The sequence below is a fragment of the Microbacterium sp. ZW T6_19 genome, assembly GCF_044987465.1.
In the GTDB taxonomy this organism is placed as follows: Bacteria; Actinomycetota; Actinomycetes; order Actinomycetales; family Microbacteriaceae; genus Microbacterium; species Microbacterium natoriense_A.
Genome location: NZ_JBJDRH010000019.1, coordinates 1 through 19,133, shown reverse-complemented (window position 1 = coordinate 19,133; position 19,133 = coordinate 1). Strand labels below are relative to the sequence as shown.

Below are 19,133 nucleotides of genomic sequence, written 5' to 3'. Positions count from 1 at the left end.
CACTCGCTGCGGTACCGCTCGCGACGATCGTGATCCTCGCCACCGGCCGAGCCGCCCGCCGGGATGCCGCCCCTCCCGCCCGCCGCGACCTCGGGGGTCTCGTGGTGCTGGCACCGTTCGCCGTGGCGCTGCCCCTCTATGTGGGGGTCGAGACCGTCCTCTCCGGCTGGTCGGCCGTGATCCCCGAGCGCACGCTGTCTCTCTCCCCCTCGGCCGCGGCACTCGGCACGACGGCGTTCTGGACGCTGATGGCGCTCGGTCGGTTCGGCGCCGCGGGGCTCCGAAGACGAGGAGTGCCGCCCGTCGCGATCCTCGCCGTCGGAACGGCGGCAGCCGCTGTGCTGATCGCCTCCGCAGGGCTCCTGTTAGAGGCGGCTCCGATCGGAGCCCTCGTCGCACTCGCGGCGGCGGTCGCCCTGCTTGCGCCGAGCTATGCCCTGATCGTCGGGCTCGCGCTCGATCGCCTGGATGCCGCACGGAGCGCCGCCGTCACCGGCGCGCTGGTCGCCTGCGGGGCCCTCGGCGGCACCTTCGTGCCCGCACTGGTGCTGCTGATCGGCCGCGATCCCGCGTCGAGCACGACCTTGCTCGTGTCGGCAGGGCTGTGCGCCGCGGTGCCGCTTCTGGCCGTGCTCGCGGTGCGCGGGTCGCTCGGGGTCAGCGCAGAACGAACGCTGCGGCGCCGATGAGGGGCCCCTCGTCACCGAGGCCGGAGCGCACGACGCGAGTCCGCCGCGAGTACTCGTGCGCGGCGCTCGCAGTGAGAGCCTGCTGCACGAGGTCGATGTAGTCGGCGGACACCTGCGAGAAGCCTCCGCCGATCGCGACCATGTCGAGGTCGACGAGCGTCGCTGCATCCGCCAGCGCCTCGCCGACGGCCCGTGCGGAACGCTCGATCGCCGCACGGGCGATCGCGTCTCCTGCGGCCGAGTCGCGCGCCAGGTCCTCGCCGGTCGCTCCCGACCAGCCCTGCTGCTGCGCCCAGGCGGCACTGGCCGGCCCCGAGGCGATCTCCTCGAGCGTGAGCCCGCCCTCTCGACGCACCTGACCGAGATGGCCGGCGTTGCCCGAGGCGCCGGGGATGTACGCGCCGTTCACCACGAAGCCGCCGCCGACGCCGGTCGACACGACGATCGCGAGCGAGGAGCGGGCGTCCTTCGTGGCGCCGAGCCAGGACTCGGCGAGCGCGAGCGCACCGCCGTCGTGGCCGAACACCGTGGGCAGCCCACGGCCGAGAAGCCCGGAGGCGGCCGTGCGCACCGCACCCGCGAGACCGTAGCCGCGGGCTGCAGGCATGTTCACCGGGAGGATCTGGCCGACGTTACGGTCGATCGGCCCGGCACTGCCGATGCCGGCGCCGACGAGCTCTGCGGCGTCGGGGAGACGGGAGAGGGCGTGGGCGATCACCGTCGCGATCGCATCGTCGAGCGACGCGGGGGTGGCATCCCGGCCCGTCGCCCGACGGCTGCGGCTTCCCCGCACGAGGGTGCCGTCGTCGGCTACGAGCGCGGCCTCCATCTTGGTGCCGCCGACATCGACGGCGAGGGCGAAGCGATTCACTGCGGGTCGAGCCCGAGGTCGTCGAGATCGAAGGCCGCGCGCCACTCGAGACCCTCGGCCTCGACCGCGGCCTGCGCTCCGGTCTTGCGGTCGACGATCACGGCGACGGCGACGATCTCTGCGCCCTCCTTGCGCAGGGCCTCCACCGCCTTGAGCGCGGACTGGCCGGTGGTCGAGGTGTCCTCGAGCACGACGACGCGCTTGCCCTTGACGTCGGCGCCCTCGATCTGGCGGCCGCGACCGTGGTCCTTGGGCTCCTTGCGCACGACGAAGGCGTCGAGCGGGGTGCCTGATGCGACGGAGGCGTGCAGCACCGAGTTCGCGATCGGGTCGGCGCCGAGCGTGAGGCCGCCGACGGCGACGACGTCGAGGTCGGCGATCAGGTCGAGCATGATGCGGCCGATCGCGGGAGCCGCCCGGTGGTCGAGCGTCAGCTTGCGCATGTCGACGTAGTAGGTCGCCTTCTTGCCGCTGGAGAGCGTGAAGTCGCCGTGGAACACCGCCTCGTCCTTGATGAGGTCGAGAAGGGACTGGCGGTCTGCGTCGAGTGCGGTCACGGAATCCAGTGTAGAAGCAGCGGATGCTGGATTCGCCGCCGGCATCCGCTTATCGTGGCCGGGAGACCGACCGAAGGAGCTTCCGTGTTCTCGTACGACCCGTACGCCGCCCTCGCCGAGTTGCGCCCCGTCGCCCCTCTCGAGCTGACCAGCCCCGACTTCGAACCGGGCGGCGCCCTGCCGCTGTCGGCCTGGTCCTCTGACCGTGGAGGGTCCGACCTGACGCCGCGGCTACGCTGGTCGGCCCCGCCGGCAGGCACGAGGAGCCTGGCGATCTCGTGCTTCGACCCGGACGCGCCGACCGGATCCGGTTTCTGGCACTGGGCGGCGTTCGACCTGCCGGCGGACCTGGTCGGCCTCGACGCGATCGACGGCTCGGTCGGCAGCCTTCCGGCGGGAGCCAAGGTCATGCCCAACGAGGCGCGACTGCAGCGCTACATCGGCGCCGCGCCTCCGGTGGGCACGGGCGTGCACCGCTATTTCTTCGTCCTGGACGCTCTCGACGTCGATGCTCTGGATCTCACGAGAGACGAGACGCCGGGCACGCTCGGCTTCCACCGGCACTTCCACACGCTCGCCCGCGGCATCCTCGTCGGCACGGCCGACCCGACGGAACGCTGAGCCGGCGTCGCATTCTGGACAACGCCCCTCTTCTGTCGTATCATTCCATCATGCGAAATCAATTATTCGCATGATGAATACCACGGAGAGGGAGGGGACGTCGATGTCTACCCATCGCCAGACGGTCGCGATCACCTATGAAACGGCCGTCCGCGCCGTCTCCATCGCCATGGAGGTGGGTGAGGTCACAGGTGTGAAGACCGTGGTCTCGGTCGCCGACCCGTCGATGACACTGATCGCCTACGGCATGGCAGACGGTGCGACGCCGCACAGTGCCGAGACGAGCAAGCGCAAGGCCGTCACCTCCGCATCGACCCGCCGCCGCACCGGTCTCATCCCCGACGTGCTCACCACCGCACTGCCCCTGGGCACCGGCGGCGCCCTCACGACGATCGACGGGGGCGTTCCGATCTTCTTCGGCGAGACCTGCGTCGGCGGCCTCGGAGTCGCAGGCGGCAGCCCCGCCCAAGACATCGAGATCGCGCTCGAGACCCTGAAGCGCCTCGGCGCTCGAGTAGAAGGACTGGAATCATGACCTCGTATCTCTCCCGCGCCGACCTCTCGGTCGCCGAACCCATCGCCGAGTTCGCCGAGTCCGCGCTTGCGGATGCAGGTCGCGACGCCGACGCGTTCTGGGCCGGGGCGAGTGCGCTCATCCACGACCTGGTGCCTCGCAACGCGGCCCTGCTGCGCAGGCGCGACGAACTGCAGCAGCGCATCGACGACTTCCACCGTGCGCACCCAGGGGTTCCCGACAAGGACGCCTACCGCGCCCTCCTGACCGAGATCGGGTATCTCGTGCCCGAGCCGGAGCAGGTCGCCGTGACGACCGAGAACGTCGACGCCGAGCTCGCGACGATGGCGGGTCCGCAGCTCGTGGTGCCGCTGCTCAACGCCCGCTTCGCGATCAATGCTGCGAATGCCCGCTGGGGCTCGCTGTACGACGCGTTGTACGGCACCGACGCGATCAGCCAGGAGGGCGAGCTCGCCCCCGGCACGGAGTTCAACTACACCCGTGCTGCCGAGGTGGTCGCCTGGGGGCGGGAGTTCCTCGACGAGATCGCCCCCTTGGACGAGGGCTCGCACAGCGACGCGAGCGCCTATCGGGTCGACGCGGAGGGCCTCGTCGTCGACACCGCGGGCGGCCAGCGCCGGCTGCGCGACGCCTCGGTCTTCGTCGGGTACGCCGGAGAAGCGGATGCTCCCACTGCCGTGCTGCTCGTCCACAACGGCCTGCACGCCGAGATCGTGATCGACCGCGCCGGCCGGATCGGCACGACGGATGCCGCGGGCGTGCAGGACATCATCCTCGAATCCGCCGTCACCGCGATCCTCGACCTCGAAGACTCGGTCGCCGCGGTCGACGGCGACGACAAGGCGCTCGGGTACCGCAACTGGCGAGGCTTCATGGACGGCACCCTCAGCGAGACCGTCACCAAGGGCGGCCGCACGTTCACGCGCACCCTCGCCGCCGACCGCACGTACAACCGGGCCGACGGTTCGGAGGTCACGCTCCCGGGGCGCGCCCTCCTCTTCGTCCGCAACGTCGGCCACCTCATGCGCACCGACGCCGTGCTCGACCGCGACGGCGAGCCGATCTTCGAGGGCATCCTCGACGCGATCATGACGGCTCTCGGCACGCTTCCCGAGCTTGAGGGTCCGAACGCCGGGCGCAACTCGCGCACCGGCTCGATGTACATCGTCAAGCCCAAGATGCACGGCCCTGAGGAGGTCGCGTTCGCGGCCGAGCTGTTCGACCGCGTCGAGCAGCTGCTGGGACTGCCCGCCCGCACCATGAAGGTCGGGATCATGGACGAGGAGCGCCGCACCTCGGCGAACCTCGCCGCCGCGATCGCCGCCGCATCCGATCGGGTCGTGTTCATCAACACGGGCTTCCTCGATCGCACCGGAGACGAGATCCACACCTCGCTGCACGCGGGGCCCTTCCTGCCGAAGGCCGCGATCAAGCAGCAGCCGTTCATGAAGGCGTACGAAGACCGCAACGTCGCGATCGGCGTGGCATCCGGCCTCGACGGGCACGCCCAGATCGGCAAGGGCATGTGGGCCGAACCCGACCTCATGCACGACATGCTGCAGAAGAAGATCGCGCACCCCCAGTCGGGAGCATCCACCGCCTGGGTACCCTCGCCGACCGCCGCGACCCTGCACGCTCTGCACTACCACCAGGTCGACCCGTTCGCGGTGCGCGCGACGCTCGCGCCCGTGGGTGACAGCGCGCTCGACGCTCTGCTCGTGCCGCCGCTGGCGGGTGAGGGAGATCTCACGCCCGAGATCGTCGCGGAGGAGATCGACAACAACGCGCAGTCGATCCTCGGGTACGTCGTGCGCTGGATCGACCAGGGCATCGGCGTCTCGAAGGTGCCCGACATCAACGGCGTCGGCCTCATGGAGGACCGCGCGACGCTGCGCATCTCGAGCCAGCTGCTCGCCAACTGGCTGCAGCACGGCGTCATCACGCTCGAGCAGGTCGATGAGAGTCTGCGTCGTCTCGCCGTGGTCGTCGACGAACAGAACGCGGGCGACCCCAACTATGAGCCGCTGGCCTTCGCCGAGGGCGAAGAACCGGGCATCGCGTTCACCGCCGCCCGTCGCCTGATCGTCGAGGGGGCGGCGCAGCCCAGCGGCTACACCGAGCCGCTGCTGCACGGGCTTCGGCGGGAGAAGAAGGCCGAGCAGGCTGCTCGGGTCTGAGTCGCGGCAGCACTTCCGACGGACAACCGCGCTCCGGAAGGACGAATCCCCGGATTCTCGCCTTCTGAGGCGCGGTTCGCCTTCTGAGGCGCGGTTCTCCTCCTGAGGCGCGGCGAGGCCGGCCCCGGCATCCGCTGTACTCTGGGCCCCATGCTTGTGCACGGGGTCCAGTACGGCCAGACCATCTTCGACACCTTCATGATCTGGTTGCCGATCTGGTTGCCGGCTCTTCTCATCGGCTTCGGCATCCAGTGGCTCGTTGTCCGCAGCGCCTCCCTCTCGGCGCTGCGCAAGCATGACCGCGAGCGGGCCGGCCGCGCGACGGGGAATGTCGATACCCGCAACTAGGCTGTTCTCATGCGCTTGGCAACCTGGAACGTCAACTCCATCCGCACCCGCGTCACCCGCACCGTCGAGTTCGCCGTTCGCGAAGACATCGACGTGCTGGCGATGCAGGAGATCAAGTGCAAGCCCGAGCAGTTCCCGTATGGGCCGTTCGAAGAGGCCGGGTACCACGTCGAGGTGCACGGCCTGAACCAGTGGAACGGCGTCGCGATCGCGAGCCGGCTGCCGATAACCGATGTGCAGACCTCGTTCACGGGCATGCCCGGTTTCGCGAAGGGCCATGAGGGGCCGGATGCTCCGCTCGAAGCCCGTGCGCTCGGCGTGATGGTCGACGGCGTGCGGGTGTGGAGCCTGTACGTGCCCAACGGCCGCTCGCTCGACGACCCGCACCTCGCCTACAAGCTGCACTGGCTCGAAGAACTGAAGAAGTCCACGGCCGCCGAGCTCTCTGCGAACCCCGAGCTTCCGCTCGCGCTGGTCGGCGACTTCAACATCATCCCGTTCGACGACGACAACGGCGACCCCGACATCGTCGTCGGCCGCTCGACGCACGTGTCGCCGCAGGAGCGCGCCGCCTTCTTCGCGCTGGCGGATGCCGGCGTCAGCGACGTCGTGCGCCCGCTGCTCCCCGACGGGTACACCTACTGGGACTACCAGCGTCTGAAGTTCCCCCGCAACGAGGGAATCCGCATCGACTTCGTCCTGGGCTCGAAGACCCTGGCGGATGCTGTGACGGGCGCCTCGATCCACCGGAACGAGCGCAAGGGCGAGCAGCCCAGCGACCACGTGCCGGTTGTCGTCGACCTCGACTTCGGCAGTTCCGAAGAAGACGACGACCTGCCGATGATCTTCTCCTGATCTGCCCCTCACCGGTCGTTGAGCGAGCGAAGCGAGACGAAACGCAGAGACGAAGGCAGTCCCTCCCCGGTCGTTGAGCGAGGAGCGAAGCGACGAGACGAAACGCAGTGACCCTCCCATGACTCTCCGCCTGATCGCGACCGACCTCGATGGAACGCTCCTCGACTCCACCGGTATGGTGACTCCGCGCACGCGCCGGGCGCTCGATGCAGCCAGAGCTCGCGGCATCCATGTCGTGCCCGTGACCGCCCGCCAGCCGATCGGCCTGCGCGCGATCGCCGCCGAGGCGGGCTTCGACGGCTGGGCGCTGTGCGGCAACGGCGCGTACGCGACGAATCTCGTTGACGGGCGGATGCTCTTCGCCGAAGAGCTGCCGCCCGAGACGATCCGCACGCTGGCCCAGGCGCTGCGCGCCAGCATCCCGGGCCTGCTCTTCGCGAGCGTGCGCGAGGGCGGAGAGACCTTCGTCGCCGAGGACGGATACGCGGAGATCGCCGACTACTCCGACCACAAGCGCCACCCGCAGACCATGGGCGGAGTGCCGCTCGATCAGGTGCTGGCGGCGCCGACTCTCAAGCTCGTGATCCGGCATCCCGAGCTCTCGCCCGGTGTCCTCTTCGAGGCCCTGCGCGATCTCGGCCTGGTCGGCTTCGAGGCCACGCTGTCTGGCGCCCCGTTCGTCGAGGTGATGGCCGAGGGCGTGACCAAGGCCACCGGCCTCGCCCGGCTCTGCGAGCACCTCGACGTCTCACAGTCCGACGTCGTCGCCTTCGGCGATGCGCTGAACGATGTCGAGATGCTGCGCTGGGCCGGCCACGGGGTCGCGATGGCCGAAGCCGAAGACGTCGTGCGCGACGCGGCCGACGAGGTCGCCGCGTCGAACGACGACGACGGCGTGGCGCGCGTCATCGAGCGGATGCTGGGTTGACGGCTACTCGAACTCCAGGTCGGTCTGGTCGACCGGCCTGTTGATCACCGGCTTCGAATCCTCGCGAAAGACCTCGAACTCGTCAAGATAGCCGTCGACGACGTGCAAGAGGAGGTGGACCCGCACACCGTCTCGATCTAGGTAACTCGCCTCGACGGGTATCCGTCGAGGCACGTCAGCGCGAGCGGCCCCTCGCGTCGAGAGCCGGAGACTGCCGTCGGCGTCGATATCCGCGACTGTGACGCTCCGGAGCTGGTCGTGGAGTTCGGCGTTCCCCGGGAAGTCCCTCGCGACGAAGCGCAGGAGCAAGCGCGACTCATCTTCGCGTATACCGCGGAAGCCTTTGGGCGGGGAGTTCCGGCCCAAACCCTTAGGGAACCGGCGCATTGAACACCGCAAACGCATCAGTTGCGACTGGCGAATAGAGCCTCGTCTCGGCGCTCTGTTTCGTCCCGGATCCGGCGAACTTCGTCGTCATTTGCCTGCCTCCATAGTTCGGGCGGTTGCCGGTCCACCTCACGCGAAAGCGTTGAGTTCGATGACAAGGAAACTCTCGGCGTCGTAGACGGAGTGGATCACGGCATGGGCAGATTGGGCCAAGGCAGAGGCATCATCGCTGCTCAAGGAATCTCCCGCCTGCTGGAAGACCGCTCTCGCGCCGTCATGGCACACGAACGCATTCAACGGGTACCCCGACGCGCCTCGCCGGATCAGCTGCGTCAGCTGCGAAGCGTCCGTATGCAGGTCTTTCCAGCGAAGCACTCGCCCCTCCAGAACTACAGCGTCAGCGAGCCCTGGATCGCCCTCGCGGGCGGTGTCGTCTTCGACCATGAGGATGCCGGTCCCCATCGACGACAGGTACTGGAAGTACTCGTTGAGAACCTGGTCCGCATCATGCGGATCAATGGCACGTGAGTTGTCATCCACTTCGAGCGCGGAGCCATCATCGGGCAGCAAGACGAACGCCGCCGCGGGCGTCGACAGCCGCTGCCTGATGAATCCCGCCAACGCGGACCCTGCCTCCAGCGACGCCTGCGACCACGCCGTTGCCTGCGCGAAAGGCACAGACCGCACTCGAACCTCGTTCACGATTCCTCCGCATTCTGGCCGTTCGCTCCCCAGCAGGCGATACCGCTGTCGCCCGCTGGTTGGGGATGACATAGGTCCCTACAGCGTCATCGCTGAGCGGTGGAAGTCGACCACATCGGGGTCCTGTTCGACCAGTTTGTCTTCGAAGGCATCCCAGCCGTGGCTCGACACGTAGTCCGCTTCGCCGTCGGTGATCGGCACCAACCAAGCGATGACCACCGCGCCGTGCCCGCCTGCATCAAACACAGCAAAATCCTCGGGAAAATACATCGGCGCTGTCACATACAAGGCAGTCACGGTCGCCCCGGAAACTAATGCGCCAGCGGGTCCGATCACATCGCCGCGCAGTAGCGCACGCCCCCTCCCGATCACCATCTCACCGACTTGGTGCAGTACCGACGCGATGTGGTCTGGCGTGAGGAACTCGGGCGCCAACATCAGCAGCTCATGCCGGATGAGCTGCTGCGAATTGGGCGAGGGAAGTGCCTTCCGGCTTAGCCCGAGAGTCGAATAGCTGACAGATTCGGGGCCCGAACCACGCGTGAAGCGGACGATCTGGAAAGGCATCTTCGCGCCATCCGGGTCGACCGACCACCCGTACTCAATTGGTCCCAGAGTGCGTTCGAAGTGCTCGACCAGGCCCTTCACGTTATGGTCCGAAGCGTGAGTCATCGCTACTTCCTAGGCAGCTTCGGCATCATGGTCGCATGCCTCTTCCCAAAGAACATCCGAGTTCGACGGAGATGGAGGCCGAGCCGGATTGACAAAAGGGAATCATCTTCTCTTGCGGGACAATCGCAGCGTTGCTTCCTTGCCAAGTACCGGATCCTCCGCAATGCTCTCAACAAACTTGCGGCCGGTCTGCCCCCCGATACGCAGTAGGGGAGATACAAAGTAGATGCGCGTTTCCGCCAACTCCGGGGTCCGCAAGAACGCAATGAGGTTATCAGTTTGCTCCGGACCTGCGACCGCGGCCAATGCAATTGCTGCACCCTCCCTCTCGCCCCGGCTGCGGGATGATAGATAGAGCTTCTCCAATCGACTCCAGAAAATGATGGACGGCTTCACTGCAAGCGCCCTACCGAGACTCTCCGCCACTCGGTCTGGGTATCCACCAACCTCAAGGTGATGCATCAAGACCGGCAGCGCATCTGGATACGGCGTAGCGGCACCCACGAGGTCCCACACCGAGTCAACGGCTACTCCCGATGCGCGAAGGTCGCGGACTATAGGTTGCTCGGCCGCCGTCAGTTCCGCCGCGCGGGCGCTCAACGCCTCCTCGCGGATTTTGCGTTTCCTCTGAAACTCCTCATCCTTCTCCAATTGGGCCATCAGCTCGGTGGCGCTTATTGGGGAAGTTCTCTTCTTGCCTCTGCCCACGTTCTGCTCTTAAGCCGAATTCCCGGTCTCTACTCCCCGGTCTTTCGCAACCAGGGTGAAGTCGATGCCTCCCACGGGCGCATTGACGGCCACGGTGATCGGAGTCGCCTTCTTCTGCTTCTTAGCACCGCCCGACCACTGCGGCTTCACGAACGTGGTGCTGCCGTTGTAGAAGATCGCGGTGGCCTTCAGAGTGTAGGTACCCGCGGGCACATACAGCTGATAGCTGCCGTCCTCCAGATTCGCGTGAGCAGAGCCGACGCGGGTCGCACCTTCGTATGCCTCGACGATGACCTCTCGGTTCTCGTCGCTGACCAAGTCCACGGTTCCCGTGATCAGTGCGGCGGCATCGAGCTGCACGTTCAGGCCATTGACGAGCCCCGATGCCGTCACGGTGACGGGGGTGGCATCTTCGACCGCAAGGGCGTCATCCCAGTACTCTTCGAGAAGCCCGCGGTCCATCGTGGAGAACTTCAGGTTGTAAGTGCCCGGGGCGAGGGCCAGGTCGAAGGTGCCGTCCATCTGACTCCAGCCCGAGCCCGCATACGCGCCGCTGACGACATCCAGAGCCATGATGCTCGCACCAAGCACAGGCGTACCGTCGGATGCCTTGGTCACCGTACCTGAGACGTGTCCGAGACTCTCCAACGACGCGTCGATCGCGGATACGGTCTGCCCTGCGGTCGTCGTGACAGGCGTGGCTGCCGACTGCGTACGGGCGTTCTGCCAGAACTCCACGGCCAGCGAAGCGTCGAAGCCGCCCGAGAACTGGATCGCGTAGGAACCGTCCGCGAGTCCGTCGAGGCGATAGGCGCCGTCTGCGCCGGATTGCGTCTGACGCCTGATCTCTCCGTGCTCATCGAGGGCCGACACTGTGGCACTGGCGATCGGAGAACCGTCAGCCGTACGCACGACAGTGCCGGCGACTGCGCCGCCCGCGGCGAGTTCCGCATCGATGCTCGCGACCGCACCGCCGGAGCTCAACGCCACCGGGGTCGCCGCGCTCCACGAGACAGCGTCATCCCAGTATTCCGTGACCAGGTCGGTTCCGTCTGCCTGGAACGTCAGGATGTAATCGCCGGGCTGCAGGTTTGACAGCGTGTAAGACCCGTCTGCTCCAGTCGTCGTCGATCCCCAACCCCAGCTTCCGCCGGTTGCGCTCGCGCTGACCGTGGCACCGGCGACTGGGGCTCCGTCATCCTCTCGGACGACGGCCCCGGAGATCGAGCCGGGAACAGGAGGAGCCGAGAGCGTGGCATCGATGTCTGCGATCGTCTCGCCCCCCACGGCCTGGATCCGGTCCGCGCTGAACCAGTCTGCCGCGTCATCCCAGAACTCGTCGTCCAGACCGGACGGCGGCAGCGGCGAGAAGTGCACCACGTACTCCCCCGCCGGCAACCCCACCACGCTGTAGGCGCCGGTCGCATCCGTGTACCCGTTGTAGGAGAACCCGCCGGCGGTGGGCGTGACGAACACGCCGACGTTCTCCACCGGCGCTCCGCCGTCTTCCCGTGTGACCTGCCCCGTGATCGTCGCGGTGGGAGCGTCTTCGGCTGCGGCCGACACCGCTCCCGTCAGTGCCAGGGCCGCAGAAGCCGCTCCGGCGAGCAGCATCTTCAGCAGCGCGCTCTTCTTGGTCCGTCGTGACAGCATGGCCGGGTCCCCCTCAGGACTCGTGGCGCCGGAGCGCAGATCAGCAATCCACCCGCCGACCGTGCGGCAACGTGCTGTCCGAATCTATTGGGAAATACACAGGAAGGGAATAGTCGATCCTCGGGAAATATTCTGGAAGATCGACCGGGACCGACCCGCCCTACATCGTCCCGGTGCGCACCTCTCCAGACACCGGCGCGTACCGCAGCAGCAGTGTGCCGCCGTCACCTGATTCAGCCTGCAACAGCCTCATGCTCGCCGGAGCCGCTCCGTCGGGAAAGACCTTGCGGCCCTGACCGAGCACCACCGGGTACACCCACAGCTGCAACTCGTCGTAGAGCTGCTCGGCGAGCAGAGTCTGCACGAAGTCGACGCTGCCGATCACGTGCACATCCTGGTGCTTCTCGCGCAGCTCGGCGATCTCTGATGCCAGGTCGTCGCCGACGCGCGAGCTGCCCTGCCAGCCGAGCTCGATCCCGGCGTCCCTCGACGCGACGTACTTCGGCACCCGATCGAACAGCTGCCCGATGAACCCCTCGGGCCCGGTGGTGTGCTGCGGCCAGTACCCGGCGAAGATGTCGTAGGTTCGGCGACCGAGCAGCAGGGCGTCGAGGGTGTCCATACCCGCGGTCACGCTGCGCATGACCGCCTCGCTCGGATAGCCCGCCTGCCAGCCGCCGTATGGGAAGCCTCCGCTGGTGTCCTCCTCGGGCCCGCCGGGGGCCTGCGCGACGCCGTCGAGAGTGGTGAACAGGTCGATGATGATGCGTCCGGTCATGATGCTGTCTCCTTCGTGAGTTCGGCGAGCGGTGCGATGTGAAAACTGCGGGCGAAGGAGTCGAGCCACGAGACATCGCCGCGCACCACGGCGAGAACGTCCTGCTCGACGGCTTCGGCAGGGGTGAGCTCCCCCGCGATCAGACGGCGGATGCCGGGGCCGGCCACGATGACGGCATCCGCTTCTCCTTCGGGGAGCCGGCCGCCGACCGGCGGCGCCGGTGGAGCTAACCGCGCCACCGACAGCGAGCCTGCGCGCACCGAGGCGCGCAGCGCCACGTCACCTACGTGCAGCTCGTACTCGGCGTCCGCGGCGGCATCCGCCTGGAACGCCGTTCGCAGCGCCATCGTCAGGGAATCGGGCGTGACGACATCGCCCTCGTCGGGGTCGCCCATCGTCTGGAAACCCCACCGACCGAGAGCGAGGATGATCGGCTCGAGCGCACGACCGTAGTCGGTGAGCTCGTAGACGAGTCCGCAGTTGTGCAGCGGGACCCGTCGGACGACCCCGCCCTCCTGCAGCTCTTTGAGCCGTGTCGAGAGGATGTTGGTCGGAATGCGCGGCAGGCCCAGCTTCAGGTCGGTGTAGCGGCGGGGGCCGACGAGCAGATCGCGCACGATGAGCATCGCCCACCGCTCCCCGACCAGCTCGACGGCTGTGGTCACCCCGCAGTACTGGCCGTAGCTGCGCGCAGCCACCTCAGGCCGATTCGGCGACGTGCTCGGGGCCGTTCTCCGCAGCCTCGGGGGTCATGTAGAGGAAGCCGAGCGAGTTGCCGTCGGGGTCGTCGATGTCGCGCGAGTACATGAAGCCGTAGTCCTGCGCGGGCTTGGGCTCGCTGCCGCCCGCGGCGAGTGCCTTCTCGACGATCGCGTCGACGTCTTCACGAGAGTCCTGCGTGAACGACACCGAGACCTGCACGACCTGGTTCGGGTCGGCGATCGGCTTGTCGGTGAAGGTCGCGAAGAACTCCGGCTTCAGCACCATGAAGTAGATGTCGTCGCTCCACACGACGCACGCGGCGTTCTCGTCGGTGAACAGCGGATTGATCTCGCATCCGATGGCCGTGTAGAACGCCTTGCTGCGCTCGAGGTCGGAGGTGGGCAGGTTGACGAAGACCTTGGTCATGATGACTCCCTTGTCGAAGGCCCGCGGGTTGCGGCGCCCGTTGGAGTCATGCTTGCAAAAAACAAGTACTGCCGTCAAGGGGTTGTTGCGCGTTCGGGAGGAGACCTCGTGCTCGGGAGGAGACTCGACGCGGATTCCTCCGCCCGAAGGCGAGAACTCCTCCCGAGCGAGCGGCGAGTGCGCTACTTCGCGAGCGCCGCCGCCACCGCCTCCTCGACCCGGGCGTCCTCACGCGCCTGCCGCGTAGCGGCTCTTGCGCGCAGCATCCGCGGCACGAAGACGATCGCCGCGACCACGAGGAGGATCAGCGCGAGCAACAGCCACGGCACAGCCCACCCCGTGCCGCTCGCGACGACGGGAGCAAGCGAGGCCGTCGTGCCCGCGGCGTCCGTGGACGCCGGAATCACGGTCGCGGTCGCCGTCAAGAGGACGAGAGCGGCGAATCCGGGCACCGTGACCTTCTGCGTCCAGGTCTCACCGGGGAGCAGTTCGGGAGCATCGCCGACGTCGGTGGCATCGGTCGCCAGCAGGCCGAAGGGCCCCGCCAGGGTGACTCCGGCGACCGAGCCGATCGTCGTGTTGCCGGTGTTCTTGAGCGTGAAGGCGACGTCGACATCGCCTGAGAACGGATTGAGGCCGCCGCCCCAGTCGACGCTCACGTCGTCGACCGCGAGAGCGGGAGCGAGCTCTCCGTCGACGCGCACGCCCATGCGGATGCCGAGACGCCGATCGACCGTGACACCCTCGGCGTTCTGGTCGGCGGTCGCGAGAGAGGTCACGATTCCCGCGCCGTAGTCGCCGGGCGTGGCGTTCGCCGGAACCGCGATCGTGAACGGCACCATGGCCGACGCCCCCGGGGCGACGGAGACCACTCCCCCGCCGTCGACCGTGACCCAGGTGCCGAGCTTCGCCGACTTCTCGCCTGCGGGCAGCAGATCGAACCCGCCGTCCTCGGTCGTGAAGCCGTCGGCCGCGTACACGCCCAGGTCGAGCGGTTCGGCACCCCGGTTCGTCACGACGATGCCGTCGGTGATCGTCTCGCCGGGGCTGAGCGTGTACTCGTAGCCCGCGCGATCGGCGCCGAAGCTGTTCGATTCGGTGCGGACCGTCCAGGTGACGTCGTCGACCGCGGCATTCGCCGCGGGCGCGGCGAACAGGGCGGCCAGCGCGAGAAGAGCCGCAGTGACGCCCGCACGGCGGGCGAGGGAGGGGATGTTCATGAGTGTTCGTCTCTCGGGAGGTGGAAGCGGATGCCGTGAGGCGAGCGTGCCCGCCTCACGGCATCCGGATGCGTCCGCCGGTCTCAGCCGGCGAGCGCGGTGAGGGTCAGGGTCGCGCGGTACGCGCCCTTCTCCGTCGTGTTCGGGAATGTCAGCTCGAGCCCTGCGCCGACCTTGGATGCGCCGAGTTCGTGCCCGTTCCACGCGCCGGCGAGGGCGCGCGACTCCGACAGACCGGTTCCGCTGGTGTAGCCCGAGGCGATCGGGGCGCCGGCGATCGTGCCCGCACCCTCCTCCTTCACAGACGGGGTCCAGCCGAGATACTTGCCCGAGAGGACCTTGGCGCCGTCGGTGAAGTCGCCGACGGATGCCGAGATCGACCAGCCCGAGTGCGTCTTGCGCGTGTCGGTGACGGTGATCGGGTTGATCTCGCCCGAGGCGGTGAAGTACGTGTTGTCCTTCTCGACGGCCGTGCCGAGGTCGACGAGGCGATTGGTGCCGTCGATCGTCCAGCCGAACTCTCCGGGTGCGCTCTCGGGGACGTCGACCTGGATGTCCTGGCCGTCTCCGTGATTCGCGTTGATAGTGACCGAGTCGACCACCGACAGCACCGGGTTGGAGCCCGAGGCCTCGCTGCGGATGTCTTCGACGATGAGCTTGTCGTCTCGGACCTTGACCTGCACGTAGGAGCGGGTCTTCTCCTGGCTCTGCACCGAGTTGTACCAGTAGCTCGACGGGTTCAGAGGGTCGGCTCCGTTCCCGGCGCCGCTCGTGCCGGACGCGTCCGGAGCGGTGATGTTGTAGTACTTCGATCCGGATGCCGAGTTGGCGGTCATGTAGACGACGCCGCCGGGGCCGACGAAGATCTCGTCCTGTCCGGGCTGTTCGTCGGGGTTCGCCTTCTCGCCGTTCTTGATCTCGTAGCTGCGGGTGTAGACGTGATCGTGGCCCTGCAGCACGAGGTCGACGCCCAGGTTCGAGAACACGGTCGGGAAGTCGACGCGGCGGACCTTGTTGTCGGCGTCCTTCGCGTGAGACGCGGCCGAGTAGATCGCGTGGTGGTAGACGAGCACGGTGTGCTTCGCCTCTGCGCCGTGCTGGTTGATCACGTCGGTCACGTAGGCGACGTGCGCCGCGTCGCCGTTCGTGCCGTCGGTGGTCTTGTAGCTGTTGCTGTTCAGGTCGATGAACAGCACGTCCTTGTAGATGAACCAGTAGTCGCCACCCGAGGTGTTCGACGCCGGGTCGCCGTTCGCGTAGTACTTCGCGCTGCGGTCGGTGTTGGGCGTGTACAGGTGCTGCTCGTAGGCCTTGCCGCCCACGTCGTGGTTTCCGATGGTCGCGACCCACGGGTACTGGCGCAGCTTGTCCGAGGCGAGGAAAGCGTCCCACTGCGTCTCGGTGTTGGCCGTCTCGACCTGGTCGCCGCCGGAGACGAGCAGTTCGGCGGTCGGGTTCGCCCCCAGGGCGACGTCGAGCGTGTCCGACCACCCCGCGCCGTCGTTCGCGACGTTGCCGGAGGCGCCGATCTGCGGGTCGCCGAAGAACAGGAAGTCGAAGTCGCCGTCGAACGACTGGGTGGAGAAGGAGTAGGCCGTCGACCAGTTGCCCTCGGATCCGACACGGTAGGTGTACGCCGTGTTCTCTTCGAGGCCGGTGAGGGTGGTGTGGCGGTTGACGCCGCCGACCGAGGTGATGTTCGCCGTTCCGGTGGCAGTGAAGGTCTTCGCGGTGGCGGGGAACTCGCCGTTCACGACGGATGCCGTCGGGGCCAGCTGCACGAGCTGCTCCTCGTCGGCGGTGCTGTACCAGGTGACGATGCGCTGCGATTCGTTCGCGCCGACGCCGAGGACGATCCCGGTGTACTGCGCGGTGGACGCTGCCGTCGCGGGGGCCGCGACGAGACCGCTGAGGACCAGCGTCGCGCCGACGGCTGCGGCGGCGATCCACGCACTGGAACGACGCGCTGGTCGCCGGTGAGCGGATGCGGTGAGGGAGGACATGGAGTATCCGTTCTCTGATCGATGGGGGGATGGCGGCCCGCGCGCACGCGGACCACTCGCTCAGACTTCGCCCGCCGTGTGGCCGGAAGGTGAATGCCGGGTGCCTGGCAGGCGATGCGTGGGCGAACGGCATCCGCTCGCACAGTTCTCGCTGCCGTCAGGCGCCGAGCAGACGCTCCACGAACCAGTACAGACCCGCCGCGGTCACACCCGCCGCCACGATGCCGGCGACCCACATGCCGGTCTTCGGCGCCTTCCGGCGCAGCAGTACGAGCAGGGGGAACACGGCGAGGATGATCCCGATCTGCACCGCCTCGATGCCGAGGTTGAACACGAGCAGAGACCACAGCAGCGTCCACGACCACGGCTGGTCGATGCCGAGCGCGGCGGCGAAGCCGAGCCCGTGCACGAGGCCGAACACGAAGACGACAGCCAGCCGCAGCCCCCCGGAGCGGTCGAGGCCGAGCGGCCCGCTGCGCCGTTCGAGATCGTCCACGTGCTCGCGCTTGCGCCCCAGACGCAGCAGGTACCAGGCCGCGACCACGGCGATCGAGAGAGCGATGATGGGCTCCACGACGACCGCGGGCACCGAGACGACGCCGACGGCGGCGAGGATGAACGTCACCGAGTGCGCGATCGTGAACGAAGTCGCCGCCAGCACGATCTCGCGCAGCCTCCTCGAGCCGACGATCAGCGCGAGCAGGAAGAGGATGTGATCGATGCCGGTGAGCAGGTGCTCGGCGCCGAGCGCGAAGAACGACCAGAAGCGCTCCCACCCGGACTGCTCTGTGTCGAAGGACGGATGCTGCGCGTCGAGCGCCGCGCTGCCGTGCTGCAGGTCGAGGTCGTAGGTGACGACCGCCTTGGTGTCGCGCACGTATCCCTCGTCATCGCCGAACAGGGTGCTCGTGATCACGTGGCCGTCGTTGGTGGGCGCGCAGTCGCTCGCCACGGTCAGCCGCACGTACGGCACCCCTTCGGCGAGAGTCATCTCGAGCTCGTCGTCGAGGCGGGCAGGGCAGACCTCGCCGCCGACCGCGGCGGTGAAGCCCGCCGTGACATAGGCCGCGACCGAGTCGATGTGATCCTCGAGCGCCTGCACCTGCAACTGCGCGTCCTGCGCCTCGAACGCGTAGGTGCCGTCGTCGAACAGAGAGTCGTCGTCTTCTGCATCCGCGGCCGACACGATCAGCAGGTCGTACTCGAGCCTCAACTCGGACACGACCGTGCCGCCCTGCGCGGTGACGTCGGCGTAGACGACCGAGGTGAAGCCGTGAGCGGCGGCGGGCGCGGCGATCGTGAGGATTCCGGCGGCGGCGACGAGGCCGATCACTGCGGCGGTCGGGGCGATGCGTCTCATCTGTTCTCCTGCGGGTCGCGGTCCTTCGGGCGGACCTGGAGCAGGTTGTCCCGCCGGCGTGAACGACAGGAGACGCCCGGGGGAACAGGCGGGGAACGACGGCGCGATCGGCGCAGGCACACGCCGGCGGTGCCGCAGAGTGGATGACATGCGTGCCCGCTCCGCCCTCGCCACGGCATCCGTGGTCGCCTTCGCGTTCGCTCTCACCGGCTGCGCGTCCGCCGGCTGGGACGAACCGCGATCGGCGCCCGCAGCCGTCGGCTCGGCGGCGCCGGGGTTCGTACCGGAGGTGCGCCCTTCGCCAGAGGCCACGATCGAACCGGCGGCGGGGTCATGGGACGGTGTCAGCCCGGCGCCCGGCTACCGGGTCGTGCTGCTGACGGCGGGTGCGGATGCCGAGACGCAGACGATCGCCCGGTCGGTGCGCGACTGGGCGACGGCGACCTCCGTCGACCTCCGCACCGTCACCGCCGACGAACACGACCCGATCCCCGGGATCGTCGACGCGATGGAGCGCAATCCCGACCTCGTCATCGTCGCGGGCGAGCACCTGATCGACCCGCTCGCGATCGTGTCGGCGAACCATCTCGACCGCAGCTTCCTTGTGATCGGCGCCGAGATCGCGGAGCCGACCGAGAACGTCACGGCGGTGGACTGGACGGGGGCGTCGTTCCGCGGCGAGGGGCTGGGGTCGGCGTCCGACTACGATCCGGCGACCTTCACCCCCGAGCGCACGGGTGACGCGGTGCGGGCCGGGGTCGCGGCGGTGCTGAGCGACCTGAACGGCCTGGTGATCTGGATCGACTAGTCCGCCGCGATCGTGCGCTCGCGCAGCCCGATGAGGGCCAGACCGCCGGCGCCGAGCGTGAGGGCGGCGACGACCGCGAGGCCGACGCCGGGGACGGATGCCGTCGCCACCGCACCCGCGACGAGCGGACCCC

The 19,133-nt window shown here is 68.1% G+C and carries 21 protein-coding genes; 8 read left to right on the top strand and 13 right to left on the bottom strand.

Translation table 11 applies throughout. The features are described 5' to 3' along the window. Positions 1-689 (top strand): hypothetical protein (locus tag ACI3KT_RS18380; protein WP_404905857.1); only part of this gene is annotated, 689 nt, incomplete at its 5' end. Here the strand turns inward: ACI3KT_RS18380 and ACI3KT_RS18375 are convergent. Further along, positions 658-1,560 (bottom strand): ROK family protein, encoded by a 903-nt coding sequence (locus tag ACI3KT_RS18375; RefSeq protein ID WP_404905856.1) that lies wholly within the window; start codon positions 1,558-1,560, stop codon positions 658-660. The genes ACI3KT_RS18380 and ACI3KT_RS18375 overlap by 32 nt on opposite strands. After that, positions 1,557-2,117 (bottom strand): orotate phosphoribosyltransferase, encoded by a 561-nt coding sequence (gene pyrE, locus ACI3KT_RS18370; RefSeq protein ID WP_404905855.1) that lies wholly within the window; start codon positions 2,115-2,117, stop codon positions 1,557-1,559. Before pyrE ends, ACI3KT_RS18375 begins: the two co-directional genes overlap by 4 nt. Before the next feature lie 84 nt (positions 2,118-2,201). On the opposite strand from pyrE, the gene ACI3KT_RS18365 reads away from it, so the two are divergent. The 6 genes from ACI3KT_RS18365 (at position 2,202) to ACI3KT_RS18340 (ending at position 7,581) form a co-directional block, all read left to right on the top strand. Further along, positions 2,202-2,738, top strand: coding sequence for a YbhB/YbcL family Raf kinase inhibitor-like protein (locus ACI3KT_RS18365; protein WP_404905854.1), 537 nt, complete (start codon positions 2,202-2,204; stop codon positions 2,736-2,738). A gap of 103 nt (positions 2,739-2,841) precedes the next feature. Next, positions 2,842-3,273 carry a heme-binding protein gene (locus ACI3KT_RS18360; RefSeq protein ID WP_292905055.1) on the top strand — a complete coding sequence of 144 codons (432 nt, stop codon included), beginning with the start codon at positions 2,842-2,844 and terminating at the stop codon, positions 3,271-3,273. Then, a complete protein-coding gene (locus ACI3KT_RS18355) occupies positions 3,270-5,450 on the top strand; it encodes a malate synthase G (RefSeq protein ID WP_404905853.1) in 2,181 nt (726 codons plus the stop codon). The genes ACI3KT_RS18360 and ACI3KT_RS18355 overlap by 4 nt, the downstream gene beginning before the upstream one ends. Before the next feature lie 150 nt (positions 5,451-5,600). After that, positions 5,601-5,798 carry a hypothetical protein gene (locus ACI3KT_RS18350; protein WP_292905053.1) on the top strand — a complete coding sequence of 66 codons (198 nt, stop codon included), beginning with the start codon at positions 5,601-5,603 and terminating at the stop codon, positions 5,796-5,798. 9 nt (positions 5,799-5,807) lie between these two features. After that, entirely contained in the window at positions 5,808-6,653 is an 846-nt protein-coding gene (locus tag ACI3KT_RS18345; RefSeq protein ID WP_404905852.1) for an exodeoxyribonuclease III, read from the top strand. 118 nt (positions 6,654-6,771) lie between these two features. Beyond that, a complete protein-coding gene (locus ACI3KT_RS18340; RefSeq protein ID WP_404905851.1) occupies positions 6,772-7,581 on the top strand; it encodes a Cof-type HAD-IIB family hydrolase in 810 nt (269 codons plus the stop codon). Between the two features lie 3 nt (positions 7,582-7,584). On the opposite strand, the gene ACI3KT_RS18335 is transcribed toward ACI3KT_RS18340, so the two are convergent. From ACI3KT_RS18335 to ACI3KT_RS18285, 11 genes are all read right to left on the bottom strand, one after another. Further along, positions 7,585-7,968 carry a DUF6984 family protein gene (locus ACI3KT_RS18335; RefSeq protein ID WP_404905850.1) on the bottom strand — a complete coding sequence of 128 codons (384 nt, stop codon included), beginning with the start codon at positions 7,966-7,968 and terminating at the stop codon, positions 7,585-7,587. A 129-nt stretch (positions 7,969-8,097) separates the two neighbouring features. Continuing rightward, positions 8,098-8,646, bottom strand: a complete 549-nt coding sequence (locus ACI3KT_RS18330; protein WP_404905849.1) for a hypothetical protein — start codon at positions 8,644-8,646, stop codon at positions 8,098-8,100. Between the two features lie 102 nt (positions 8,647-8,748). Continuing rightward, the gene (locus ACI3KT_RS18325; RefSeq protein ID WP_404905848.1) at positions 8,749-9,342 is read right to left on the bottom strand and encodes a suppressor of fused domain protein; all 594 of its coding nucleotides are present in this window, start codon (positions 9,340-9,342) and stop codon (positions 8,749-8,751) included. Between the two features lie 102 nt (positions 9,343-9,444). Beyond that, a complete protein-coding gene (locus tag ACI3KT_RS18320) occupies positions 9,445-10,050 on the bottom strand; it encodes a hypothetical protein (protein ID WP_404905847.1) in 606 nt (201 codons plus the stop codon). Positions 10,051-10,059: 9 nt separating this feature from the next. After that, positions 10,060-11,703 (bottom strand): collagen binding domain-containing protein, encoded by a 1,644-nt coding sequence (locus ACI3KT_RS18315; protein WP_404905846.1) that lies wholly within the window; start codon positions 11,701-11,703, stop codon positions 10,060-10,062. A gap of 160 nt (positions 11,704-11,863) precedes the next feature. Then, on the bottom strand, positions 11,864-12,481 hold the full coding sequence (locus ACI3KT_RS18310) for a dihydrofolate reductase family protein (protein WP_307292368.1): 618 nt from the start codon (positions 12,479-12,481) through the stop codon (positions 11,864-11,866). Next, on the bottom strand, positions 12,478-13,179 hold the full coding sequence (locus tag ACI3KT_RS18305) for a winged helix-turn-helix transcriptional regulator (protein ID WP_404905845.1): 702 nt from the start codon (positions 13,177-13,179) through the stop codon (positions 12,478-12,480). Before ACI3KT_RS18305 ends, ACI3KT_RS18310 begins: the two co-directional genes overlap by 4 nt. Position 13,180: 1 nt before the next feature. After that, a complete protein-coding gene (locus tag ACI3KT_RS18300) occupies positions 13,181-13,609 on the bottom strand; it encodes a VOC family protein (protein WP_292905031.1) in 429 nt (142 codons plus the stop codon). Positions 13,610-13,791: 182 nt separating this feature from the next. Next, positions 13,792-14,829 carry a DUF916 domain-containing protein gene (locus ACI3KT_RS18295; RefSeq protein WP_404905844.1) on the bottom strand — a complete coding sequence of 346 codons (1,038 nt, stop codon included), beginning with the start codon at positions 14,827-14,829 and terminating at the stop codon, positions 13,792-13,794. Between the two features lie 83 nt (positions 14,830-14,912). Next, positions 14,913-16,832: a fibronectin type III domain-containing protein gene (locus ACI3KT_RS18290; RefSeq protein ID WP_404905843.1), complete on the bottom strand. Its 1,920-nt coding sequence runs from the start codon at positions 16,830-16,832 to the stop codon at positions 14,913-14,915. Between the two features lie 157 nt (positions 16,833-16,989). Next, positions 16,990-18,192: a HupE/UreJ family protein gene (locus ACI3KT_RS18285; protein ID WP_404905842.1), complete on the bottom strand. Its 1,203-nt coding sequence runs from the start codon at positions 18,190-18,192 to the stop codon at positions 16,990-16,992. Positions 18,193-18,340: 148 nt separating this feature from the next. Here ACI3KT_RS18285 and ACI3KT_RS18280 point away from each other — a divergent pair, with 148 nt between their 5' ends. Beyond that, complete coding sequence (locus ACI3KT_RS18280; protein WP_404905841.1) at positions 18,341-19,000, top strand: hypothetical protein; 660 nt, start codon at positions 18,341-18,343, stop codon at positions 18,998-19,000. Positions 19,001-19,133: the final 133 nt, after the last annotated feature.